General features: G+C 67.3%; 21 protein-coding genes. 4 read left to right on the forward strand and 17 right to left on the reverse strand.

From position 1 onward, the window contains the following. Window positions 1-5: 5 nt before the first annotated feature. The 14 genes from icmH to tssA are packed head-to-tail and all read right to left on the reverse strand — an operon-like array spanning window position 6 to window position 15,529. Window positions 6-866 (reverse strand): type IVB secretion system protein IcmH/DotU, encoded by an 861-nt coding sequence (gene icmH, locus FFS62_RS16670; RefSeq protein ID WP_137973952.1) that lies wholly within the window; start codon window positions 864-866, stop codon window positions 6-8. A 2-nt stretch (window positions 867-868) separates the two neighbouring features. After that, window positions 869-2,200 (reverse strand): type VI secretion system baseplate subunit TssK, encoded by a 1,332-nt coding sequence (gene tssK / locus FFS62_RS16675; RefSeq protein ID WP_137973953.1) that lies wholly within the window; start codon window positions 2,198-2,200, stop codon window positions 869-871. A gap of 3 nt (window positions 2,201-2,203) precedes the next feature. Further along, complete coding sequence (gene tssJ, locus FFS62_RS16680) at window positions 2,204-2,674, reverse strand: type VI secretion system lipoprotein TssJ (RefSeq protein ID WP_137973954.1); 471 nt, start codon at window positions 2,672-2,674, stop codon at window positions 2,204-2,206. Window positions 2,675-2,692: 18 nt separating this feature from the next. Beyond that, entirely contained in the window at window positions 2,693-3,919 is a 1,227-nt protein-coding gene (tagH, locus tag FFS62_RS16685; protein ID WP_137973955.1) for a type VI secretion system-associated FHA domain protein TagH, read from the reverse strand. Window positions 3,920-3,937: 18 nt separating this feature from the next. After that, window positions 3,938-4,075, reverse strand: a complete 138-nt coding sequence (locus tag FFS62_RS16690; protein ID WP_137973956.1) for a type VI secretion protein — start codon at window positions 4,073-4,075, stop codon at window positions 3,938-3,940. Between the two features lie 46 nt (window positions 4,076-4,121). Then, complete coding sequence (locus tag FFS62_RS16695; RefSeq protein WP_137974020.1) at window positions 4,122-5,627, reverse strand: sigma-54-dependent Fis family transcriptional regulator; 1,506 nt, start codon at window positions 5,625-5,627, stop codon at window positions 4,122-4,124. A 22-nt stretch (window positions 5,628-5,649) separates the two neighbouring features. After that, window positions 5,650-8,226, reverse strand: a complete 2,577-nt coding sequence (gene tssH / locus FFS62_RS16700) for a type VI secretion system ATPase TssH (protein ID WP_137973957.1) — start codon at window positions 8,224-8,226, stop codon at window positions 5,650-5,652. Between the two features lie 12 nt (window positions 8,227-8,238). Next, on the reverse strand, window positions 8,239-9,246 hold the full coding sequence (gene tssG / locus FFS62_RS16705) for a type VI secretion system baseplate subunit TssG (RefSeq protein WP_137973958.1): 1,008 nt from the start codon (window positions 9,244-9,246) through the stop codon (window positions 8,239-8,241). Then, entirely contained in the window at window positions 9,210-11,000 is a 1,791-nt protein-coding gene (gene tssF / locus FFS62_RS16710) for a type VI secretion system baseplate subunit TssF (RefSeq protein ID WP_137973959.1), read from the reverse strand. Before tssF ends, tssG begins: the two co-directional genes overlap by 37 nt. Beyond that, the gene (locus FFS62_RS16715; RefSeq protein WP_137973960.1) at window positions 11,000-11,497 is read right to left on the reverse strand and encodes a carboxypeptidase-like regulatory domain-containing protein; all 498 of its coding nucleotides are present in this window, start codon (window positions 11,495-11,497) and stop codon (window positions 11,000-11,002) included. The genes tssF and FFS62_RS16715 overlap by 1 nt, the downstream gene beginning before the upstream one ends. 9 nt (window positions 11,498-11,506) lie before the next feature. Further along, window positions 11,507-11,914: a type VI secretion system baseplate subunit TssE gene (gene tssE, locus FFS62_RS16720; RefSeq protein WP_021702434.1), complete on the reverse strand. Its 408-nt coding sequence runs from the start codon at window positions 11,912-11,914 to the stop codon at window positions 11,507-11,509. A 7-nt stretch (window positions 11,915-11,921) separates the two neighbouring features. After that, window positions 11,922-13,397 (reverse strand): type VI secretion system contractile sheath large subunit, encoded by a 1,476-nt coding sequence (gene tssC / locus FFS62_RS16725; RefSeq protein ID WP_137973961.1) that lies wholly within the window; start codon window positions 13,395-13,397, stop codon window positions 11,922-11,924. Between the two features lie 23 nt (window positions 13,398-13,420). Beyond that, window positions 13,421-13,927, reverse strand: a complete 507-nt coding sequence (gene tssB, locus FFS62_RS16730; protein WP_137973962.1) for a type VI secretion system contractile sheath small subunit — start codon at window positions 13,925-13,927, stop codon at window positions 13,421-13,423. A 39-nt stretch (window positions 13,928-13,966) separates the two neighbouring features. Continuing rightward, window positions 13,967-15,529, reverse strand: a complete 1,563-nt coding sequence (tssA, locus tag FFS62_RS16735) for a type VI secretion system protein TssA (RefSeq protein ID WP_137973963.1) — start codon at window positions 15,527-15,529, stop codon at window positions 13,967-13,969. Window positions 15,530-16,033: 504 nt separating this feature from the next. Here tssA and FFS62_RS16740 point away from each other — a divergent pair. The 3 genes from FFS62_RS16740 to FFS62_RS16750 all read left to right on the forward strand — a co-directional run bounded on the left by FFS62_RS16740 (window position 16,034) and on the right by FFS62_RS16750 (window position 19,119). Further along, the gene (locus FFS62_RS16740; RefSeq protein WP_137973964.1) at window positions 16,034-16,540 is read left to right on the forward strand and encodes a DUF3617 domain-containing protein; all 507 of its coding nucleotides are present in this window, start codon (window positions 16,034-16,036) and stop codon (window positions 16,538-16,540) included. An 81-nt stretch (window positions 16,541-16,621) separates the two neighbouring features. Further along, a complete protein-coding gene (locus FFS62_RS16745) occupies window positions 16,622-17,188 on the forward strand; it encodes a LemA family protein (protein WP_137973965.1) in 567 nt (188 codons plus the stop codon). Between the two features lie 2 nt (window positions 17,189-17,190). Next, entirely contained in the window at window positions 17,191-19,119 is a 1,929-nt protein-coding gene (locus FFS62_RS16750) for a DUF2207 domain-containing protein (RefSeq protein ID WP_137973966.1), read from the forward strand. A gap of 53 nt (window positions 19,120-19,172) precedes the next feature. Here the strand turns inward: FFS62_RS16750 and FFS62_RS16755 are convergent, their stop codons facing one another. Next, entirely contained in the window at window positions 19,173-19,526 is a 354-nt protein-coding gene (locus FFS62_RS16755; RefSeq protein ID WP_137973967.1) for an NADH:ubiquinone oxidoreductase, read from the reverse strand. 70 nt (window positions 19,527-19,596) lie between these two features. Here FFS62_RS16755 and FFS62_RS16760 point away from each other — a divergent pair, with 70 nt between their 5' ends. Beyond that, on the forward strand, window positions 19,597-20,559 hold the full coding sequence (locus tag FFS62_RS16760) for a GTP-binding protein (protein WP_137973968.1): 963 nt from the start codon (window positions 19,597-19,599) through the stop codon (window positions 20,557-20,559). Here the strand turns inward: FFS62_RS16760 and FFS62_RS16765 are convergent. Next, window positions 20,556-20,909 carry a hypothetical protein gene (locus FFS62_RS16765; RefSeq protein WP_137973969.1) on the reverse strand — a complete coding sequence of 118 codons (354 nt, stop codon included), beginning with the start codon at window positions 20,907-20,909 and terminating at the stop codon, window positions 20,556-20,558. The genes FFS62_RS16760 and FFS62_RS16765 overlap by 4 nt on opposite strands. 81 nt (window positions 20,910-20,990) lie before the next feature. Further along, complete coding sequence (locus FFS62_RS16770; protein WP_137973970.1) at window positions 20,991-21,824, reverse strand: plasmid partitioning protein; 834 nt, start codon at window positions 21,822-21,824, stop codon at window positions 20,991-20,993. Between the last annotated feature and the right edge of the window lie 272 nt (window positions 21,825-22,096).

Genomic DNA, 22,096 nt, shown 5'->3' on the forward strand with positions numbered 1-22,096 from the left:
TCAACTCATCCCTGAACAGATGGGGCAGGGGCGGCTTCTACCGCCTGATAGGGTTGCAGTACGGTGCCGCGCTGCTCGTGCAGCACCCAGCTGAAGCCGGCGTAGAGCAGTGCCAGGCCGGCCACCGTGGCCACCGCCACCAGCCAGCCGGGAACGATGCGCACCAGCCGGCGGCGACCTTCCTTGAGGCCCTCCCAGTGCGGCGACAGCTCGCGCGGGATATCGCCACGCAGCTGGCGGATCTGTCGGTACAGGCTGTCGCGGATCGCCTCCAGTTCGAGCATGCCGCGCGGCAGCACGCGGTACTTGCCCTCGAAACCGAGCGACAGGCAGATGTACATCAGCTCGAGCATGGCCAGGTGCTTGACCGGGTTGCGCGACAGGTGCTCGAGCAGCTGGAAGAACTTCTCGCCGCCGAAGGTCTCGTTGTGGAAGGTCGACAGCAGGCTCATCTGTGACCAGGCACTCTCGTTGCCCCAGGGCGTGGTCACCACGGCCTCGTCGACCACGGTGCACAGCACGTAGCGCGCTGCCATTACCTGGCCGCCCTCGACGCCTTCCTGCAGGGCGCGGTGCTCGAACAGCTTGATCGCCACGTTGAGGCGCTCGTTGAGCGCGTCGAAGTTCTCCGCGCTGGCGTGGGTCTTCAGCCGCACCATTTCCGAGAGCAGCAGCGCGCTGGCGGCCACCAGCGGGTTGAAACTGATGTTGAAGACTTCCGCCGGGCGCATGCGCGCGGCGTAGACCATGCGCTCTTCGAGCTGCTCGAAGCGCGGCGTGGCGAAGTCGGTGAGCGGGCCGCGTGGTGCGGCGCCTTCTCCCTGGCGGTTGAGGACGACTGTCTTGTCCTGTGCTTCCCTGATCATGTTCAGCTCCTGATCGCCCAGAATTTCAGCTCAAGCCCGGCGAAGTCGCCGGACACGTGGAAGGCAAAGCCACCGGAGCTCTCCAGCTGCGCCAGTTCCTCGGCGCTGAACTCCAGGGCGAAGTAGGTCTTGCCGGCGTGGAAGGGGATCTGCCGCGGCGCGACTGGCAGCGGCTTCACCTTGATGCCCGGCAGGTGCAGGTTGACCAGCTGGCGGATGCGCTCCACCGCGCCGATCTTCAGGTGCGCCGGCAGGCGCTTGCGCAGCTCTTCGGACTCGCACTGGGCATCGGCGGCGAGGACGAAGGTGGCGTTGCCCAGCAGCGCGTGGTCCTGCAGCGGCGAGACCTGGATGCCGTACTGGCGCTGCTGCAGCGGCAGCTCGATGGCGTGCTGCTCCAGCACCATGGACAGCACCTGGCGCAGCGCCTCCATCAGCTTGCGGAAGCTGGCGGCCTGGTCGTTGTGCAGGTAGCGGCCGTCCAGGCGCGGGCGCTTGTGGTCGGCGGCGAAGGTGGCCAGCTCGCCGAGCAGGCCGACCAGCTCGCGATACAGCAGCTCCGGATGCATCTGCTCCAGGCTGAGGTAGTGGCGCAGCTGCGGCTCGTAGCGGTTGACCAGCTGCAGCATCAGGAAGTCCCCTACCTCTGTGTTTCCCAGCTTGCCGGCGGCGCGGACCCGCTCGGCGAGGATGTCGCCGCGGTGGCCGAGCAGGCTGATCACTTCCTTGAGGCAGGACAGCAGGTAGCTGGACGCCTGCACATGCAGGAAGGTCGGGCTGAAGTCCTGGTCGAGGCTGATCACCCCGTCCGGGCTGGTGTCGAAGATTTCCGCCACCTTGAGCTTCACGAAGGCCTGGTCGTTCTGCTGCTCGCCGAGCAGCAGGCGGAAGTCCGGGCGACCGCAGCTGACCTGGCTGACGGTGACGTCGCCGGCGTTGGAGTCGGCCACCTCCAGTTCGTGGGCGCGATAGCGGGCCAGCACGTCCTGCTGTTCGCTGCGACGGCTCTCGATGTGGTTGCCGGTGACCAGCGGCAGGGCCAGGTACACCGGGGTGGCGGCGGTGTTCGGCGGGATGTCCAGGGCCAGCGGCTCGCGGCTGGCGTCCAGTTCGAACAGGCTGCCGTCGGGCAGCACGCCGCTGGCCTGGCTGAGCACCAGCTTGCCCATGCCGAGGAACTGGCGGTCCACCTCCAGGCTGAAGAAGCCCCAGGGGTAGATGTCCTGCAGGCGCGAGCGCGACTTGAGCTGATGCTCGAAGTAGCGATCGTTCTGCTGGAAGTGCTGGGGTCGCAGGAGCATCCCTTCCTGCCAGACAACCTTGAGCATTTCCATTGCTCAGTCCTCTTCCTTGAGCGGCTCCAGGCCGCGCTTGCCGAGCACCACGCCGGCCTGGTTGATCTCGCCTTCCTGCAGCGACACCACGTAGCGCCAGCTGGCTTCCGGCAGGTCGCGGTAGGCGGCGATCACGCCGACGTAGCGGCTGCCCGGCTGTACCGAGAGCTTGAGGTCGCGCTCCTCGCCGGGGCGCACTTCCATCTCCTCGAAGCTGACCAGGTCGGGCATCAGCGACTCCTTCGGCCGCTGGTACAGGGAGAAGAATTCGGCGTTGTTGAACGACGACGGATTCTTCAGCTCCAGCAGGCGCACCACGATGGGCGAGGGGCGGCCGGCCAGGTCCGGGTTGAGGTCGTCGCTGGCCTGCAGGCGCAGGTCGAGCTTGGTGGTGTCGGAGTAGGGCGACAGGCTGGAGCAGCCGCCGAGGGCGGCGAGCAGACTGAGCAGGCTAAGGCTGATAAGACGGCGCATGGCATTCATCCTTGCTTCTTACGAAGGCTGGTAATCGGTGTTGAGGGTGGCGATCAGGCGGACCTGCTCTTCGTAGGTCTTGGCGAAGTCGCGGGCGAACAGGCGCTGGCTCCAGTCGTCGTCCTTCTCCAGCGCACGGAAGTGGCGCTGGTAGGCGCGCCAGCGGCTGCCGGAAGTGGCCAGCAGCGGCTTGCGGTCCTGCTCGAAGCGCAGGGTCAGCTGCTCCGGCGCGAACTGTTCGAACAGGCCCTGCACCGCCGTGCGGCTGGCGGCGAACAGCGCCACCTGGTGCGCCTGCAAGTCGCGGTAGGCGCGGCCGACGGCCTGCTCGGCCGGCAGCTGGCCGGGCTTGTTGCCGCGCAGCATGGCGGTGAGCGCCTCGCCGGCGTCGCCGACCTGCTTGAGCGGGTTGTTGCCGGCGCTCTGCACGGTGGTCAGGGCCAGGCGCAGTTCGTTCTTCAGCTCGCTGCGGGTGCGCAGGCTCTGCTGCAGGCCGGCCACGCTCTGCTTGAGCAGGCGCGCGGCCTGCAGGGCCAGGGCCTCGCGGGCCTCGGCATCGAGGTCATCGACTTTCACCCCGAGGGCATCGCCGAAGCGCTGCCAGAAGCCCTGCGGCAGCGGCTCGGCGGCTACCGGCACCTGCGCCGGACGGGCCTGCGGGCGCGGCACTTCAACCGGCGTCGGCTCCGCTTCGCGGACCAGTTCGGGCACCAGCAGGCTTTCCATGTCGATGCGCGCGTACTGGGTGCGTTCCTGCTCTTCCTCCGGCGCCTGCACCAGGCCGGCGAACTCGTCCAGCTGGCTGTAGCCGCGCGGGCGCTGTTCGAGGGCGGCGATCGGGTCGAGGTCGAGGAAGGCGTCGTCGGGGATGATGCTGCCGGCGTGCTGGCGCTGGCCGATCTGCTCCTCGAACTGGGCCGGGTCCTGCAGCACACGGGCGCGGATCTCCAGCTCGCCGAGGCAGTACACGCAACCGTGCTCGATGCGCTGCGGCTCGCCCTTGGGCAGGCGCGCGCCGTTGTCCTTGAGGGTCACGCCATTGCTGCTGATGTCGGTCAGGTAGAAGTGACCGTCGGCGTAGCTGACCTGGGCGTGGCGGTTGGAGAGGATGCGCTTGCTGTCCGGGATGGCCCAGTCGCATTCCTCGCCACGGCCGATCATGCCGCCGGCCTTCTTGAAGCTCTTGCTGGTCAGCAGACCCGGCGCGTACTGCTGGGCGCTGACGATATCGAATACCAGTTCCATGGTAGGGGCTCCTTGCGCTCAGTCTTCGCGCTGCTGTTCGGCGTGCGGGTCACCCAGCGGGCGGTACTCGTCGTCGCTGGACTTGTAGTTGCCGCCGCAGCCGGCGAGGCCGAGCAGGGCGGCGAGCAGGGTGGCGGTCAGAAGGCGGTGGGACATCGCGGGTTCTCCACTGGCGGTGACGGATAGGGAATTCATGGCGGCCTCAGACATCGGCCGGGCTGATGTTCAGCCGGTCCATGCGGTACAGCAGGGTGCGGCGCGGCAGGCCCAGCTCGCGGGCGGCCTGGCTCTGGTTGCCGCGGTTCTTGCGCAGGCAGTCGAGCAGCAGGTTGCGCTCGACCTTTTCCATGCGCTCGCGCAGGTTCATGCAGCTGTCGTCGGCCAGGCTGGTGGGGTGCAGGTTGAAGTGCTCGGGCAGCAGCTCGCCGCCCTCGCACAGCAGCACGGCGCGCTCCACCAGGCCCTTGAGCTCACGCACATTGCCGGGGAAGGCGTAGCCGGCCAGGTGGTCCAGCGCCGCCTCGGACCAGCGGCAGGCGTCGCGCTGCAGGAAGCTGGCGGCCTTGGCGGCGAAATGCCGGGCCAGTTGCAGGATGTCCTCGGCGCGGGCGCGCAGCGGTGGCAGCTCGATGGGGAAGTGCGACAGGCGATAGAACAGGTCTTCGCGGAAACGGCCTTCCTCGACCAGGCTGCGCAGGTCGCGGTGGGTGGCGGCGACGATGCGCACGTCGACCTTGTGCGTCTGCGTGCTGCCCAGCGGGCGCACTTCGCCTTCCTGCAACACGCGCAGCAGCTTGGCCTGCAGGGCCAGGGGCATGTCGCCGATCTCGTCGAGGAACAGGGTGCCGCCGTCGGCCGCGTCGAACAGGCCCTTGCGGTCGCGCTCGGCGCCGGTGAAGGCGCCCTTGCGGTAGCCGAACAGCTCGCTCTCCAGCAGGTTCTCCGGCAGCGAGGCGCAGTTCTGCACGATGAACGCCTGGCTGCGGCGGAAGCCGCAGTCGTGGATGGCGCGGGCGACCAGCTCCTTGCCGGTGCCGGTCTCGCCGGTCAGCAGCACGCTGGTGGGGTTGTGCAGCACCTTGCCGATCAACTGGTACACCGGGCGCATGGCCGGGCTGTTGCCGATCAGGCCGTAGTCGCTGGGCAGCGCCGGGCTGACCGCTTCCGGTGCGGCCGCCTTGGGTGCGCGCAGGCGTTGCAGCAGCTGGTGCTGGGCCAGGGCGAAGGCACCCAGGCTGGCCAGCGAGGCGGCGAAACCGTCGAGGTCGCGAGTGCCGCTGCTGGCCACCAGCAGCAGGCCGGCAACGCGTGCCTGCTCATCCTGCAGCGGCAGGCACAGCAGGCTGCGCCAGGGTTTTTCCGCGGCCGGCAGGAAGCTGGTTTCGTGCAGGCTGGGGTCGAGGCTGGCCAGGCTCAGGTGGCGGTTCTGGCACAGGCAGTACTGCAGCAGCTGCTCGCCGTCGTAGTCGCTGGGCAGGCTGGTCTCGTGCTCGGCGAGCCGGCCATCCAGCCATTCGGCGGCCAGGGTCAGCCGGGTGTGGGTGCTGTCCAGCAGGTAAAGCTGGGCCAGGCGGCAGCCGGACAGCTGCGCCGCCGCCTGGGCCAGGGCCGCCGGCAGGCGTTCGGCAGCGGCCAGGCGCGACAGGCGGGTGAACTGCTGCAGCAACTGTTCGGCATAGGCCAGCGGCTGGGCGATCTGCCCCAGCAGCGGCGCGGCTTCGACGATGCGCTCAATCGAACTCACAGGCCAGCGCTCCTTCACCGTCCAGGGTGGCGTGTACACGGGAGATGGCGGCGCCGCTGGCCATGGCATCCAGCAGGCGGTCGGCGATGCGCGGCAGCACGCTCTGCTCCAGCAGCTGGTCGATCAGCCGCGCGCCGCTCTCGCCGCTGGCGCAGCGCTCGGCCAGGTGTTCGAGCAGCACCGGGCTGTGGCTGAAGGCCAGGCGGCGTTTGCCCAGGCGCTGGCCGAGGCGCTCTAGCTTGAGCTGGATCAGCTCGCGGAGCACGGCACCGGCCACCGGGTAGTAGGGCACCACGCGCATGCGCGCCAATAGGGCCGGCTTGAAGTGGCGGCTCAGGGTCGGGCGGATCGCCTCTTCCAGCTGCTCCACTGGCGGCCGTTGCTCGCCCGCGCAGAGCGCTTCGATCTTGTCGCTGGCCAGGTTGGAGGTGAGCAGGATCAGGCAGTTGCGGAAGTTGATCTCGCGGCCTTCGCCGTCGTTGGCCACGCCCTTGTCGAAGATCTGGTAGAAGACGTTCATCACGTCCGGATCGGCCTTCTCCACCTCGTCAAGGAGGATCACCGAGTAGGGCTTCTGCCGCACCGCCTCGGTGAGCATGCCGCCCTCGCCGTAGCCGACGTAGCCGGGCGGCGCACCGATCAGCCGCGAGACGGTGTGCTTCTCCTGGAACTCGGACATGTTGATGGTGGTGAGGAAGCGCTCGCCGCCGTACAGCAGGTCGGCCAGGGCCAGGGCGGTCTCGGTCTTGCCCACGCCGCTGGGGCCGACCAGGAGGAACACGCCGGCCGGCGCGTCGTCCTTGTTCAGCCCGGCGGCGGCGGCGCGCATGGCGCGGTCGAGCACCTGCACCGCCTGCTCCTGGCCACGCACGCGGGCGCGCAGGTCGCTGGCGAAGCTGGCCACCTTGGCGTTGTGTTCGCGAGCCAGCTGGCTCAGTGGCACGCCGGTCCAGTGACTGATCACCTCGGCCACCAGGCGCGGGCAGACTTCGAAGCTGACCAGGCGCTCGGCGCTCTGGGCGCTGGCCAGTTCGGCCTGGACTTCGCGCAGTTGGCTTTCCAGCGCGTCCAATTCATCGCTGCCTTCGGCGCGGGCCTGGGCGCATAGCTGGCGCAGGTCCAGCAGGCGCTCGGCCAGCTGGCGCTGTTCGCTCCAGCGCGCATCGATTTGCTGCAGTTCGCTTTCCGCCTCGGTCAGGCGCTGTTCCAGGGCGGCCAGTGCGGCTTCGTCCGCCGCCAGGCCGGCCTGCAGGTCGCGGCGCAGGGCCAGGCGCTGGCGCTCGCCTTCGGCCAGCTCGCCGCGCAGGCGCTCCAGTGCTTCCGGGGCGGCGGCCAGGCTGATGCGCACGCGGGCGCAGGCGGTATCCAGCACGTCCACCGCCTTGTCCGGCAGCTGGCGGCCGGCCAGGTAGCGCGCGGACAGTTCGGCAGCGGCCACCACCGCGTCGTCGCGCAGGTAGATGCCGTGGCTCTGCTCGTACACCGGGGCCAGGCCGCGGAGGATGGTCACGGCTTCCGGAACTGTCGGCTCGTGCAGCTGCACCGGCTGGAAGCGCCGGGCCAGGGCCGGGTCCTTCTCGAAGTACTTCTTGTATTCGCTCCAGGTGGTGGCGGCGATGGTGCGCAGCTCGCCACGGGCCAGGGCCGGCTTGAGCAGGTTGGCCGCGTCCGAGCCACCGGCCTGGGCGCCGGCGCCAATCAGGGTGTGGGCCTCGTCGATAAACAGGATGGTCGGCTTGGCCGCGCCCTTCACTTCGTCGATCACCCCCTGCAGGCGGCGTTCGAACTCGCCCTTGACGCTGGCGCCGGCCTGCAGCAGGCCCATGTCCAGGCCGAGCAGTTCGACGCCGCGCAGCACTTCCGGTACTTCGCCGGCGGCGATGCGCAGGGCCAGGCCCTCGACCAGTGCGGTCTTGCCCACACCGGCTTCGCCAACCACGATCGGGTTGTTCTTCCGCCGGCGGGCGAGGATGTCGATCATCTGGCGGATGGCGCCGTCACGGCACAGCACCGGGTCGAGCTTGCCGTCGCGGGCGCGCTGGGTGAAGTTGTGAGTGAAGCGCTGCAGATTGGATTCGCCGGGCGCGGCCTGTTTGCCGGCGGCGGTCTGCGGCTGCTGGCTGATGGCGAAGTCGCGCAGGCGCTCGGCATCGATCTTCGCCAGCATTGGCTGGTAACGCGTGCCGGCATAGCGCAGCGGGTTGCGCAGCAGGGCGAGGAGCAGCGCGGCCTGTTCGATCTGGCTCTGGCCCAGTTCCAGGTTGGCCACCAGCAGGGCGTCCTGCAGCCACTGCACCAGCTCGGCGGAGAACACCGGGTTGCGCGACTCGCTGGCCTCGCCGCGCGGCTGCAGGGTGGCGGCCAGCTCAAAGGCGTCCACCTCGGCGTCCTGCAGGGCGCGGGCCAGCAGGCCGTCGCGGCGCTCGAGCAGGCCGAGCAGCAGGTCTTCGACCAGGATCTTGCTGCCACCGCGCTGCAGGCAGCGTTCGGCGGCGGCTTCCAGCTCGCGGCGGGTCTCGGCGTCCAGTGCCTGGACCAGCTGTTGGAGGTCGACGTTGATCATTTCATCAGTCCTTTAATGAGTCTTGCTGCCGATGGTGACGACGCCATCGGCCTGTTCGTGGCCGAGCCAGGAGGTCCAGCCGAGGTGGCAGGGGTTGTCCTGGCCGATGCGCAGCTCGCGGATTTCCTCGTGGCGCAGGGCCAGGCGGATGTCGTAGTCGAGCGGGTCGCGCAGGGTGAAACGCACCAGCGCGCAGAGCGGCTGGTAACCGCTGCCGATAGGCAGAAATTCGTGGAAGCGCGCCCAGCTCAGCTGGCGGATATGGATGCGGAACTTGCCGCCGCGGTCGCGCACCGAGTCGCCCAGCACCAGGCTCTCGCCCAGCTGGCTGTTGGCCAGGCCGAGGCGGTTGCGCTGCTCGGCGATGATCTCCACGCGGCGCTCGACGCACTGCTCGATGCGCAGGTCGGCGTGCTTGAAGTAATAGCGCAGCACCGACTCGACCAGCGCCGCCGAGTGGGCGCGCAGACTGAGCAGGCCGAGGTAGGGCAGCAGGCGCCGCCAGTTGAGGTCCTCGGCGGCGCGGATGCGTTCGCCGCCCAGGCCGATCAGGGCGAACAGGCGCGCGGAAAACAGGTCGCGGGCGCCCTGGTCGTAGTGCGCGTAGTAGCGGTACTTGCGCCAGATCGGCAGGAGCAGGCGCTGCAGGCGGTCGTTGAACAGGTCGAGGAAATCGCGGGTGGTGTTGCCATCCGGACCATCGCCGAGCGCCTGCTCGCTGTAGAACGCCGGCAGCGGCGAGCCGGAGCCGAACAGGCCGACCAGGTTGATGCGCAGGCGCGCGCGCAGCTCGCCGTGTTCCTCGAAGAACTCCAGGCGATCGGTATCGCTGCCGGGGAAGCCCAGGCTGGGGTTGGCCTGGAATTCCAGGCGCTCGTACAGCGCCTCCTCATCCAGCTCAGGATGGGCGGTGCGCAGACGATCCAGCACCTGCAGCACACCCTGGAACAGGCTGTACTCGCGGATGCCCCGGCTGAGCCGGTTCAGAGCAGGGGCTGCTGCCCCATGCGCGGCGTCCATTGGTACACCTCTCCCTGTGTGCTCTGTACGCGCAGCTCGTGATACGAGTTGAGGCTGGCGTAGAGGGCGAAGAATTCATTGAGCACCGAGGCGAACAGGAACAGGTCCCCTTCGCCCAGGTAGCCGTCCGGGTCCATGGTCAATTCGGTGCGCACGCCGCGAATTGGCAGCCCGCGGTGCAGGCGGTCGACGTGCTGGTGGGCGATCTTCTTCAGGCCGCCGAGCATGCGCTGGCTGACCTTGAGCGCGTGCTGGTCGTAGTGGCGCGGCAGGTCGTAGGTCTCGAGGATGACCTTGAGCGCCTCGACGTCGGCCAGCGACAGGTAGTTCAGCGACATGTTGGAGATCAGCTTCCACAGGTAGTCGCGGTGCAGCGGCGGCGCGTAGCTCGGCGTCACCGTGCCGATATTGCGAAAGGTGAGGAACTCCGGGGTGTCCTCGCTGGGCAGGCAGATGTCGCCCGGCTTGAGCTGGCGCGCCAGGCTCTGGTTGGTGCAGGTCAGCTCGATCGACAGGGTCTCCTGGGCCTCGCCACCGCGCTGGCCGAAGCTCAGCCAGGTCTCCATGCCGTCGCCGAGCAGCGACGACTGCTGGCGCACGCTGTAGTGCGGCCGCGCGCGCGGCTGGTCGAAGCTGGTGTCGTGCTCGAACGACTCGAACGGCACGTATTCCTCGTAGCCCATGCCGCCTGGTTTCCAGCCGGTCACCCGGTCCACCGAGAAGACGCCGCAGTGCTGCGGGTCGAGCTCGGCCGGCAGCAGCAGGTACTGGTCCTGCTTGCCGTCCAGGCGAATCGGGATGGCGTCGTGGGCGAACAGGTTGACCACCGGCGTGCAGTACAGGCGCACGTTGTCCAGGGTCGGGCGGATGCGCTGCAGGCCGGTCTTGCGGATGTCGAAGCGCAGCTCCAGGCCGCGGGCGCGCTCCAGCACTTCTTCTGGCTGGCGGGCGATGGCGTCCAGGCCCTTGAGGTCGACGAACAGGAACTTGTCCTGGAAGGCGAAGTATTCCTGCAGGTGGCGGTAGCCGCGGAAGGTGTTGTGCGGGTAGGGGATCAGCGCGTGGTCTTCGCTGAAGCCGACCGCCTCGACCTGGTTCGCCGGCAGAGCCATGGCCGGCAACGGCAGGCCGTGTTCGCCGGTCAGCGGTTGGCCCTCGCCATCCAGCAATACCAGCTGCAGGCCGCCGAGATGACGCAGCAGGCCGAGGTAGAGCAGCTGAGCGATATAGCGCTCGCCGGCCAGGTGCAGGCGCAGGGTACTCAGGCCGATCTCGCCGAGATGGCCATCGGCGCTCATCGCCAGGCGCAGGCTGAGCAGCGCGCCGCCGCCCTTCACCGAGTAGTCCAGGCCACTCAGTGCCAGTGGCAGCACCTCGGTGGCGTAGGCGGTGCGGAAGCGGCAGGTCACACCCTCGATGGCGCGTGATTCCACCGGCGTATGCCGCGGCACCGGCAGCGCCGGACCGGGACGCTTGAGCGGGTCGAATTGCAGCATGCTGAAGGCCGGCAGCGGGCGCATGTAGTTCGGCCAAAGCAGGTGCATCAGCGAGTGGGTCAGCTCCGGCAGCTCGTCATCGAGCTTCTGCCGCAGGCGCCCGGTGAGGAAGGCGAAGCCTTCCAGCAGACGCTCCACATCCGGATCACGGCCGGCCTGGCCAAGAAACGGCGCTAGCGCCGGGCTGCGCTCGGAGAAGCGCTTGCCCAGTTGGCGCAGGGCGGAGAGTTCGCTCTGGTAGTGGTGGTTGAACGACATTAGTGGGCCTGCTCCTTGGCCGATTCGAGACAGAGCCAGTAGCCCTCGATGGACTCTGTTTCTGAGGTGGCCATGTGTTCCGGCCGCAGCATCAGTCCCGATAGTTTCATTGGCGCCGACGGACACCCATATGAGCTCATCCAGATGCAATGGCGGGTGTGATAGAGGGGTGCGCTGACCTTGATATCGGTCCGGCACTGCGGCGCGTCGGCCAGCAGGGCGAACAGGCGATAGTCGCGGTGTTTGGCAAAGGCGAAACGGCCCTCGGAGTCGCTGCTGGTTTCGTAGCGCCAGGACTCGTCGCTGCCGATAGCCAACTCGATCTTGGCATTGGCCACCGGCTGACCCGTTTCGGCGGACAGCACACGGCCCTCGATGGCCGGGTTGCGGGTCACCGAATGCGGGTAGGGCACGCAGGCACCGAGCATCAGGGCGATGCCGCAGAGTGCGAGGGTGTCCCGTCCCGCATGCGGGAGAGTGGTATGGCTGGCGAACATCCTTGTTTCCTACCTGACCTTCACTTGCCCGCTGCCATCCAGCTGCGCGGCGAAACTGACCTGGCGCTTGATGCCATCGACCTGCAGCAGCCCTTCGATGGCGAAGTTGAGGCTGAGGGGGTCGTGCTCACGCGGCAGGGAAATGACCCGCACCTGCTTCAGGCGCGGCTCGTATTGTTCGATGAAGCGTTCGATCGCCATGCGCGCCTGCTGCAATGCGTCGTGCAGCGACAGGCGCATGTCGTTGAGATCGGGCAACCCGTAGTCGGGCAGCGTCTGCACGCTGCCCGCCCGGGTGCTGAGCATCTTGGCCAGATGGGCAGCCACCGAGGCCATCACGCTCACCTCGTGGTCGAGGCGGGCGCGGCCGACGGTGTCACCGCCGAGGCGCTCGAACAGGCTGCCGTATCCAGTCATTTAGCCCTCACTCCTTGTCCAGCTTGCCGACCAGCGACAAGGTGAAGTCGGCACCCATGTACTTGAAGTGCGGGCGCACGTTGAGGCTGACGCGGTACCAGCCCGGCTCGCCTTCCACGTCGCTGACGATCACCTGTGCGGCGCGCAGCGGACGGCGGCTACGGACTTCCGAGCTGGGGTTCTCTTGGTCGGCGACGAACTGGCGAATCCACTTGTTCAGCTCCAGCTCCAGGTCGGTGCGCTCTTTCCAGGCGCCGATCTGCTCGCGCTGCAGCACCTTCAGGTAGTGCGCCAGGCGGTTGACAATGAACAGGTAGGGCAGCTGGGTGCCGAGCTTGTAGTTCAGCTCGGCGGTCTTGCCTTCCTCGCTGATGCCGAAGAACTTCGGCTTCTGGGTGGAGTTGGCGGAGAAGAACGCGGCGTTGTCGCTGCCCTTGCGCATGGTCAGGGCGATAAAGCCTTCTTCGGCCAGCTCATATTCGCGACGGTCGGAGACCAGTACTTCGGTGGGAATCTTGGTCTCGATCTCGCCCATGCTCTCGAAGTGGTGCAGCGGCAGGTCTTCCACCGCGCCACCGCTCTGCGGGCCGATGATGTTCGGGCACCAGCGGAACTTGGCGAAGCTGTCGGTCAGCTTGGAGGCGAAGGTGTAGGCGGTGTTGCCCCACAGGTAGTGCTCGTGGTTGCCGGCGACGTTCTCCTTGTAGACGAAGGTCTTCACCGGGTTTTCTTCCGGATCGTAGGGGTTGCGCAGCAGGAAGCGCGGCAGGGTCAGGCCGACGTAGCGCGCGTCTTCACGCTCGCGGAAGCTCTGCCACTTGGCGAACTGCGGGCCCTCGAAGTGATCCTTGAGGTCCTTCAGGTTGGGCAGGCCGGTGAAGCTCTCCAGGCCGAAGAATTTCGGGCCGGCAGCGGCGATGAACGGCGCGTGGGCCATGCAGGCGACGGAGGCCACGTGCTGCATGCACTTGATGTCCGGCGAGCTGGGGTCGAAGAAGTAGTTGGCGACGATGGCGCCGACCGGCTGGCCGCCGAACTGGCCGTACTCGGCGGTGTAGATGTGCTTGTACAGGCCGGACTGGGTGATTTCCGGGCTGTCCTCGAAGTCGTCCAGCAGGTCCTGCTTGGAGGCGTTGAGGATCTCCAGCTTGGTGTTCTCGCGGAAGTTGGTGCGATCGACCAGCAGCTTGAGGCCGCGCCAGGATGATTCCAGGGCCTGGAAGTCGGCGTGGTGGAGGATCTCGTCCATCTGCCGGCTGAGCTTGGCGTCGATCTCCGCGATCATGCGGTCGACCATGGCCTTCTTCACCGGCTCGTTCTGGTTGTGCGGCTTCAGCAGCTCTTCGATGAAGGCGGACACGCCACGCTTGGCGATGTCATAGGCTTCGTCGTCCGGGGTCAGGCGGGTTTCCGCGATGATGCGGTCGAGAATGCCGGCTTCGGCGACATTCCGGGTGCTTTCCACTACTGCACTGGTGCTCATGCTCGGGCTTCCTTGTCGAGAATTCAGGCGTCTTGCTGGGCTTGGGCGGCGAGGCCCAGTTCACCCAGTACGCGGTCACGGGAGTCGTCGTCGGAGAGGACGCTTTCGATCGCCTTGCGGAAGGCCGGGGCGTTGCCCAGCGGGCCTTTCAGGGCGACCAGGGCATCGCGCAGCTCCATCAGCTTCTTCAGCTCGGGGACCTGGTCGACCACGGCGGCCGGGTTGAAGTCCTTCATCGAGTTGATGCGCAGCTGCACCGGCAACTCGTCGGCGCTTTCCTCGTCCTGCAGACGGTTGGGCACGTTGAAGGTCAGGCTCAGCTCCTGCTTGCCCAGCACTTCGTCGAAGTTGTTCTTGTCGATGCTGATCGGCTTGCGATCCTCGATCTTGCGGTCGTCGGCGCGCTGGGTGAAATCACCCAGAACCATCAACTTGAGGGGCAGTTCGATCTCTTCCTGAGCACCACCGGTCGCCGGTTTGAAGGTGACGTTGATGCGTTCCTTGGGTGCTACCGAGCCTTCTTTGGCCATGGTTGTTCTCCTTTACTGTTAAGCGGAGGCCTTGCGGCCTCAATCCAGCACCACTTCGAGATCGAGGTGGCACAGCCTGCGGTGGATCTCTTCCTTGCGCTCGCGGATCGCATGGTTCTGCGGCAGCAGCTCGTAGCAGTTGTGCAGCAGACGCAGCACTTCCAGGGCGAGATCGGGTTCCCACTCGCCGAGGCCGGAGGCCTGCAGCGTCTGGTCGAGGGATTCGAGTTGGGTCTTGGCCAGTTCGTGCTTCTTCGCCGCGCTGCACAGGCGCGCCAGGGCGAGCTGCCAGAAGAACCGCGCGCGGCCGCCCTGGGCCTGGGCCATGCCCTGCTTGAGCTGCTGCACGGCGGGCTTCAGGCCGTCCTTGCGCAGGCGTGGCAGGGCGGCTTGCAGGGCGATTTCCCAGGCCGGCAGTTCGCCGCCGGCGCTGACCTGCACGGTCGGTTCGGCGCTCGGCGGCTGCAGGTGCGGCATGACGCTGGCGCCGATCCAGGCGCGGGTCTCGGCATCGGCGAAGGGCACGCCGTCGTGGAAGCGCAGCTCGTCCAGGCCGGGCACGCGCTGGAGGAACAGCGCCAGCTGCATCTCCACCTCGACCATGGCGGCCTCGGCGTTCAACTCCTGCAGGCATTCCCAGGCCAGGCGCTGGCCATCCAGCCAGAACGGCGCGCGGGCGATGCTGGCTTCCACTTCCACCAGCAGGTCGGCGTACTGGCCGGCGGCGAAGCGCTCGGCGAAGCCGGCCAGCTTGTCGGCCGGCAGGCCGCGCAGGGTGGTGATCTGTTCGGTATTGCTCTGCGGCAGGCCGTCGATCGGCAGCCACAGCAGGGTGCGCGCCAGGCGCAGGGCGCGCAGGTCGCTGGCCTTCTGCTTCAGCCACCAGGCGCACAGCGGTCGGGCGCCGTCCTGCAGGGCGCGCAGCGACTTGTGCGCGTCGCGCTCGTTGTCCAGCGGGGCGCTGGGGTTGATCACCTGGGCGGCGGCCTGCTTGACCTGGGCCAGGGCGGCACCGACCACGCCGGGCTCGGTCTGGCCCTGGGTGGCGCGGGCGATCTGCTCGTCCAGGCGGCGGCACAGCGGCAGCAGCAGCGGCGCCTGTTCGCCCAGTTGCGCGGCCAGACAGGTTTCCAGGCCGCGCAGCAGCTCGGCCAGGTTGCGGAACAGTGGCAGCTGGCTGGCGACGGGAATGTCTTCGCCCAGCACCTTTTCCAGACGCGGGGTGAGCCAGGTGAGGGCGGCGGCACGGGTGCGATCCTTGAGCGGATGCAGGCTGCTCCAGTGCTGCTGGCAGAGTTCGAGCAGCAGGCCCAGGCCGGCCTGCAGGCCATTCAGGCCTTCGCGCTGGTGCAGGCTCCAGACCAGCCAGCAGGCCACGCGCAGATCCTTGGACTGATGGCGGAGCAGCGCCTCGCTCTGGTCACGCACCTTGTGCCAGTCGATGGCCTCGGTCTGGTGCATGGCGGCGGCCTTTTCCAGCTCGCCTTCGAGGGCTTCGAATTCGCCGGAATAACGCATGTCTTCGCCGGCAAAGTTCCCATCGTTAATGGGTGTTTTCGCCAGCTGCAGATAATGCTCGGCCAGGGGTGAAAGTGCAGTCATTCCATTGACTCTATATATATGTCCAGCAACTTCGAAAACTTCTCATATAAGCGAGAAGCAAGCGGTTGCTTGGTCTGTGTGTGCAACTTTTTGCGCAGTTTTTTGCGCAACTACTTGCACAGCGTCCTTATGCGGTGGGCATCCTAGCCCCAGGATGGGAGGTGGGCAAGGCGGAAAATGTGAAGCGCTAGACAAGCGGGAAGATTGCTGGAAGTTGTTCGTCGGCAGACCGCATGGCCGTTTTGGCGCCAATTAAAAGTTGTTATGAGGGCGTATTCGTATATATGGGAAAGTGCAAGTTTACTTGTAAGAAAATGCTTACCGTCAACTTTGCTCTGTTTCACACTTGGCCTGGTCGGTAAGTTCACTTATGTGAACTCGCACAGCAAATAATGGCGCCTGTGTGCACGAAAACGTGACCCGCTTCCGCCTGCCGCACCGGCGCCGAAGCGCCCGGGCTGACCTAAGCTGGCTGGGTCAGTCACCGTCGCGAGGAGCCGCACCATGACCATCATCCGCACCCTGTTGCTGGGCACCTGCCTGCTGCCGGCGCTGGCCGTGGCCGAGTTGCGCCCCGGCCTGTGGGAGTTCACCAACCAGGTGCAGAGCGGCGGCCAGGCCATGCCGGACATGCAGGAACTGCTGGCGCAGATGCAGAACATGCCGGCCGAGCAGCGCCAGATGATGGAGCAGATGCTCAAGCAGAAGGGCGTGCAGATGGGCAGCGGCGGCGGAGTGCAACTGTGCCTCAGCGAGGCCAGCGCCAAGGGCCAGAACATTCCCCTGCAGGACCCCAACTCGGGTTGCACCCACGAGATCACCGAGCGCAGCGCCGAGGTATGGAAGTTCCGCTTCACCTGTCCCAACGGCCAGGGCGAGGGAGAGACTCGCTTCGCCAGCGACACGGCCTTTAGCACCACGGTGAAGGGCGTCTATGACGGCCGCGACAGCACCATGAACAGCCAGGCGCGCTGGGTTGGTGAAGACTGCGGGGGCCTGCCGGCCCGCTGACCACCTGTGGCGCAATCGGCGGTGCCCGGCGCAGCGCTGCGGTTACACTGCCGCTTCAGTCAGAGGGCCGAGGGCGAAGGAATGCAGGTAATCGGGTGGTGGTTGTTCGGTGCGGCCAGCGTGCTGGTGCTGCTGGTCGGCATCCATCTCTACAACCGTCTGGTATTCAACCGGGCGCGGGTGGCCGAGGCCTGGAGCGGCATCGACGTGCAGCTCAAGCGCCGCTCCAGCCTGATTCCGGCACTGGTCGCCTGCCTGCGCGCCTACATGACCCACGAGCGCGATACCCTGGAGGAGCTGACCAGCCGCCGCGGCGAAGCCCAGGCCCACGAGGGCGAGAGCGCCGCCAACCGCGCTGCGTTCGAGGGCCAGCTGTCGTCCTCGCTGCTGCGCGTGTTCGCCGTCGCCGAGAACTATCCCGAGCTCAAGGCCGATGCGGTGTTCCTCGATCTGCAGCGCAACCTCAGCGAGGTCGAAGACCATATCCAGATGGCCCGCCGTTACTACAACGGCGCCGTGCGCGAACTCAACGTGCTGGTCGAGTCGGTGCCGAGCAACCTGCTGGCCGGCGCCTTCGGCTTTCGCTGCGCCGACTATTTCACCCTGGAAGACCCCCGCGACGGCCAGTCGCCGAAGATGGAGTTCTGACCATGTCCGGACGGCTCAAGCTGCTCTTGCTGTTGTGCTGCCTGCTGCCCGGCATGAGCCTGGCGCAGGAGGTGATCGAGGATTTCGCCGTGGAGCTGCGCATCGGCCGCGACGGCATGCTCGATGTGGTGGAGCGCATCGTGGTGCGGGCCGAGGGCGACCAGATCCAGCGTGGCATCTACCGTGACCTGCCAGTGATCTATCGCTTGCCCGGCGGCCTGCTGCGCAAGACGCCGATCGACAGCCTCAGCGTCACCCGCGATGGAGTGCCCGAGGAGGTGCATCGCGAGAGTGTCGGCGCCTACCAGCGCTTCTATCTGGGCTCGGCCGATCACTATCTGCAGCCGGGTCGCTACCGCTACGAGCTGAGCTATCGCGTCGACCCGCAATTGCTGCAGCGGCCGGGCGAGGACGAGCTGTACTGGAACGTCACCGGCAACGCCTGGGCATTCCCCATCCTGCATGCCTCGGTGCGGGTGCAGCTGCCGCCCGGGGCGCGCAGCGACAGCGTCTATGCCTACACCGGCGCCGGCGGCGCCCAGGGCCAGGACTACCGGGTGCTGGAGCAGGGCGAGGATGTCGTGCGCCTGGAGACCACCGCGGCGCTACCGGCGGAACACGGCTTTACCATCGGCATCGACTGGCCCGCCGGGCTGATCGACAGGCCGAACGTCCTGCAGCGCACGCTGCGCCTGCTGTTCGACAACGCCGGCGTGGTGCTGGGTGGCGCGCTATGGCTGTGGCTGCTGGGCTACTACCTGCGCACCTGGCGGCGCGTCGGCCGCGACCCGCGCAAGGGCCTGCACATGGTGCACTTCGAGGCGCCGGACGACCTCAGTCCGACTCAGGTCGGCTACCTCTGGCACCGCGGTTTCCGTGGTGCCTTCGACGAGGCGCGTGCCCTGGGCGTGTGCTTCACCGACTGGGCGATTCGTGGGCTGATCCGCCTGGAGGATCGTCCGCGTGCCGACGGCTTCATCCTGCAGCGCGGCAAGACGCCAATCGAGTCGGCGCGGGTCGGCGAGATCGAATGGCTGCGCCTGCTGTTCCCGGCCAGCAAGGGCGATGCGCCGCTGGAGCTGGGTAGCAAGTACCAGCCGCGCCTGGCCGAGATGAAGGCGCGCATGGTCGACAGCCTGGATACCCATGGCCGCCTGTGGCACGCCAACAACCGCGGCGCCTGGGCCACCGGCCTGGCCTTGGCCGTGCCCGGCATCCTGCTCAGCGTGCTGACCGGGCTGCAGGGCGAAGAGCAGTGGGGCCTGGCCATCGGTGGCCTGATGTTCAGCCTGGGCTTCGGCATTCCTACAGCCGTGATCCTGGTCATGGCGGCGCGCCAGTCGAGCTGGGGCAAGAAGATCGGCCTGGGGTTGGTCGCGCTGATGTTCGGCTGGCCGGTGCCGATCGGCCTGTGGATGCTGCTGTCCACCACCTCGGTGCCGGTGGCGATGCTGCTGTTGGCCTATGTGTTGGTGGTGGGGCTTTTCTATCGCTGGCTGGAGGCGCCTTCGGTGAAGGGCCGGCAACTGCTGGATGCACTGGCCGGCTACCGTGACTACCTGCAACTGGCCGAGCGTGATGTTCTGGAGCGTGCCGGCGGGGCGCCGGCCATGAGCATCGAGCTGTACGAGCTGCACTTGCCCTACGCCATGGCGCTGGGTGTCGAGGAGCAATGGAGCGCGCGCTTCGCCACGGCGTTGGAGGCCGGCCTGATCGACCCGAGCCTGCGCGAGTACCAGCCGGACTGGTATCAGGCGCGCAACAGCTTCAGCTCGCCGTCCACCTTTGGCAGCGCCCTGGCTTCCAGCCTGGTCAGCGCCAGTGCCAGCGCGTCCACGCCGCCGGCCAGCTCATCGTCGTCCAGTGGAGGCTCGTCGGGTGGTGGTTCGTCTGGAGGCGGCAGCGGTGGTGGGGGTGGCGGCGGCTGGTAGAACTATCCGCATGTTGTGGTGGGTTCCACGTGAAACTCATTCATGTCGCGCGCTCAGCGCGCCATCCACACGCCCTTGCTCTGCTGTTCGCATGCAGGCTTCAGATAGCGGGCGTCGCTGGCCACGCCGTAGTAGTGGATGTCCTGCTGGTAGGGCGTGCCCTGGACCTTGGCGTTGCGGCATTCGCCGAAGGCGCCGCTGGGGCACTGCTCGACGAAGCTGACTTCGACCTTCTGCCCCTGCAACTGCGGGGCGCAGAAGCCGGTGCGGAACAGGTTGGCGGGGATGCTGCGGTTCTGCTGGCAGAGCTTCACTTCCACCTGCTTGCCCTCGCTGTGCACCACGCAGGCTTCGGCCCAGGCCTGGCCGGTCAGGCCCAGCAGCAACAGGGCGGCAATCACACGCATCGTCTCTCTCCTCGAACAAAGCGGCGACTTTAGCCTTTCCCGGCGCCGCGTGAAACCGCACCATAGGCCCATGCTCGCCAATATCCCCACCCACCTGATCGCCGGCCCCTTGGGCGCCGGCAAGACCAGCCTGATCCGCCACCTGCTGGCCCACAAGCCGGCGGCCGAGCGCTGGGCGGTGCTGATCAACGAATTCGGCCAGATCGGCCTGGACCAGGCCCTGCTGACCAGCGACCAGGACGGCGTCAGCCTGGCCGAGATCCCTGGTGGCTGCCTGTGCTGCGTGGGCGGCGCGCCCTTCCTAGTCGGGCTCGGCCGTCTGCTGCGCCAGGCCAGGCCGGATCGGCTACTGATCGAACCCTCCGGCCTCGGCCATCCGGCCGAGCTGTTGCGTCAGCTGAGCGAGGCGCCCTGGCGCGGGGTGCTGGCTCTGCAGCCGGCGGTGCTAGTGCTGGATGCGGCCGCCCTGGCGGCAGGCCAGCCGCTGCCGGAGAGCCAGCGGGAGGCGCTGGCGCTGGCCGGTCTGCTGCTGCTGAACAAGGCCGAGGCAGTGGATGCGTCGACGCGCGCAAGCCTGCAGGCGCAGCTGCCGACGCGGCCGTTGCGCTGGACCAGCCAGGGCGAGCTGGATTTCGCCGAGCTGCCTGGCAGCGCTGCGCAGGCCGGGCCGGCAAGCGAGGACTTGACCGTGCCGCAGGGCAGGGCGCCGCTGGCACAGGTATGGAGCGACCCGCGCCAGCCTATCTGCCAGGTACAGGAGCAGGCCGAGGGCTGGAGCATCGGCTGGCGCTTCCATCCATCCCAGGTGTTCGAGCTGATGCGGGTGCAAACCTGGCTGGCCGGGCTGCCCTGGCGCCGCGCCAAGCTGGTGCTGCACAGCAATGCCGGCTGGCTGTCGGCCAATGCGCTGGAGGGCGAGGCGCCGCACTGGCAGGCCAGCGAGTGGCGCAAGGATTCGCGGCTGGAGCTGATCTTCGCTGCGCCGCAGGACGGGGCGGCGCTGGCGGCGGTATTGGCGGAGTGCCGGCTCTAGCCGGCGAGCAGCGCTTCCACGCCCGCACCGACCAGCACCAGGAGCAGCAGGCCGACGCTGCAGCGGCGTACGGCGGGCGAGCGGCACAAGGCGATCAGGCGGTTGTCCCGCGCGTCGCCGAGTTGCAGATGATGGTCGTATTCGCTGGGCGCCTCGGTGAGCGCCTGCCAGGCCCGCGGGGCGTCGCCGTCATGCGGCAGCAGCAGGGCGTAGCGGTGACCGCGCGCCTCATCGCCCAGGTCGCAGGCGATGGCCTCGATGCCCTGTGCGTTGAGCCGGTCGCGGAGAAAGTCGATGTAGGTGCCGTTGTCGGAGGTACGCAGGTTCTGCAAGACGTGGTCCTTGTCCACGGTGGATCGGTCCGGCCGCCGGGCGGCCGGGCTCGATGGTAGCAGAACGCCAGTGCGTGATGCCGTGGGCATTTTCCCCGGTCAGGGGTGAGCGTTGAACCAGGCGAGGATCTTGCCCGGCGAGGCGGCGAACCACTCGTGGCCGCCCAGCGCCTCGGTGTGCCGCGCGGTCTCTACGCCCTGCTGGAGCAGGCGGTCGTAGTACAGGTCCATGCTCCACCAGGGCACCACCACATCGACGAAGCCATGCAGGAACAGAGTGGGCGGATGATCGCTCGGCAGCTCCGGTATCACGCACAGCGGCCCGCCGCAGGTGGCGTAGGAACCGGACTGGATGGCCAGGGCGCGGAACCTGCCGGGGAACGACACGGCCATGCGACTGGTGTTGTAGCCGCCGCTGGAGATGCCGGTGGCGTACTGGCGCTGGGCGTTGAGCGGGCCGAAGTGGCCGGCGGCGATGGCTGCCAGCACGTTGCCGAGGAAGCCGTAGTCGGTGCTCAGCTCATAGGCCTGGGCCAGGCCGGGGATGTTGGTTTGCCAGAACAGGTCGGCCGGTGCGCTGGGAGCGATCACCGCGTAGCCATTGTCCAGCAGGGCGCGCACCAGCTTGCCCTCGTAGAAGCCGCCGAACGGCTGGTTGCTGTAGTAGGTGAAGTTGTCCAGCGGGAAGAACGAGCCCTGATAGATCAGCACCACCGGCCAGCCACCGCTCGGCGGGGTGCCCAGGGGAGTCTGGTAGATCACCTGGCGGGCGCCGACCACGCCGGAATCGATCCAGGTGGTCTGGTGGCTGCAGCTGACCTTGGCCGGTAGCAACAGTGACTTGGGTCGTTCGCTGCAGCGTGAATCGGCCATCGCGGCAGGCAATGTGAAGCACAGGAGCAGGCAGCAGAGCAGGGTGCGGAAAGCGATCATGGGAGTGATCTCCGTCGTTGTTGTTAGGGCGTTGCTCTTAGAATAGAAACTGGAATTCCGATTCCGTCAAGTGTTCCGACACCACGAACCACGCGGGGTGTATCGGTAGACATACGGAATGTGGCGAGCTAGAGATGCGCCGTCCGTTCGAATCGGGACGGGTGATCGGAGGAGTTCTGAATCAGTCGAGAATCTGCCGAAGCGGCAGAAAATTATCGCCCGGTGCCTTGCCAGATTATTGGTTGAGTTCTATCTTTCATCGGAACCGATGT

The sequence above is a fragment of the Pseudomonas sp. F(2018) genome (genome assembly GCF_005508865.1).
Classification (GTDB): Bacteria; Pseudomonadota; Gammaproteobacteria; order Pseudomonadales; family Pseudomonadaceae; genus Aquipseudomonas.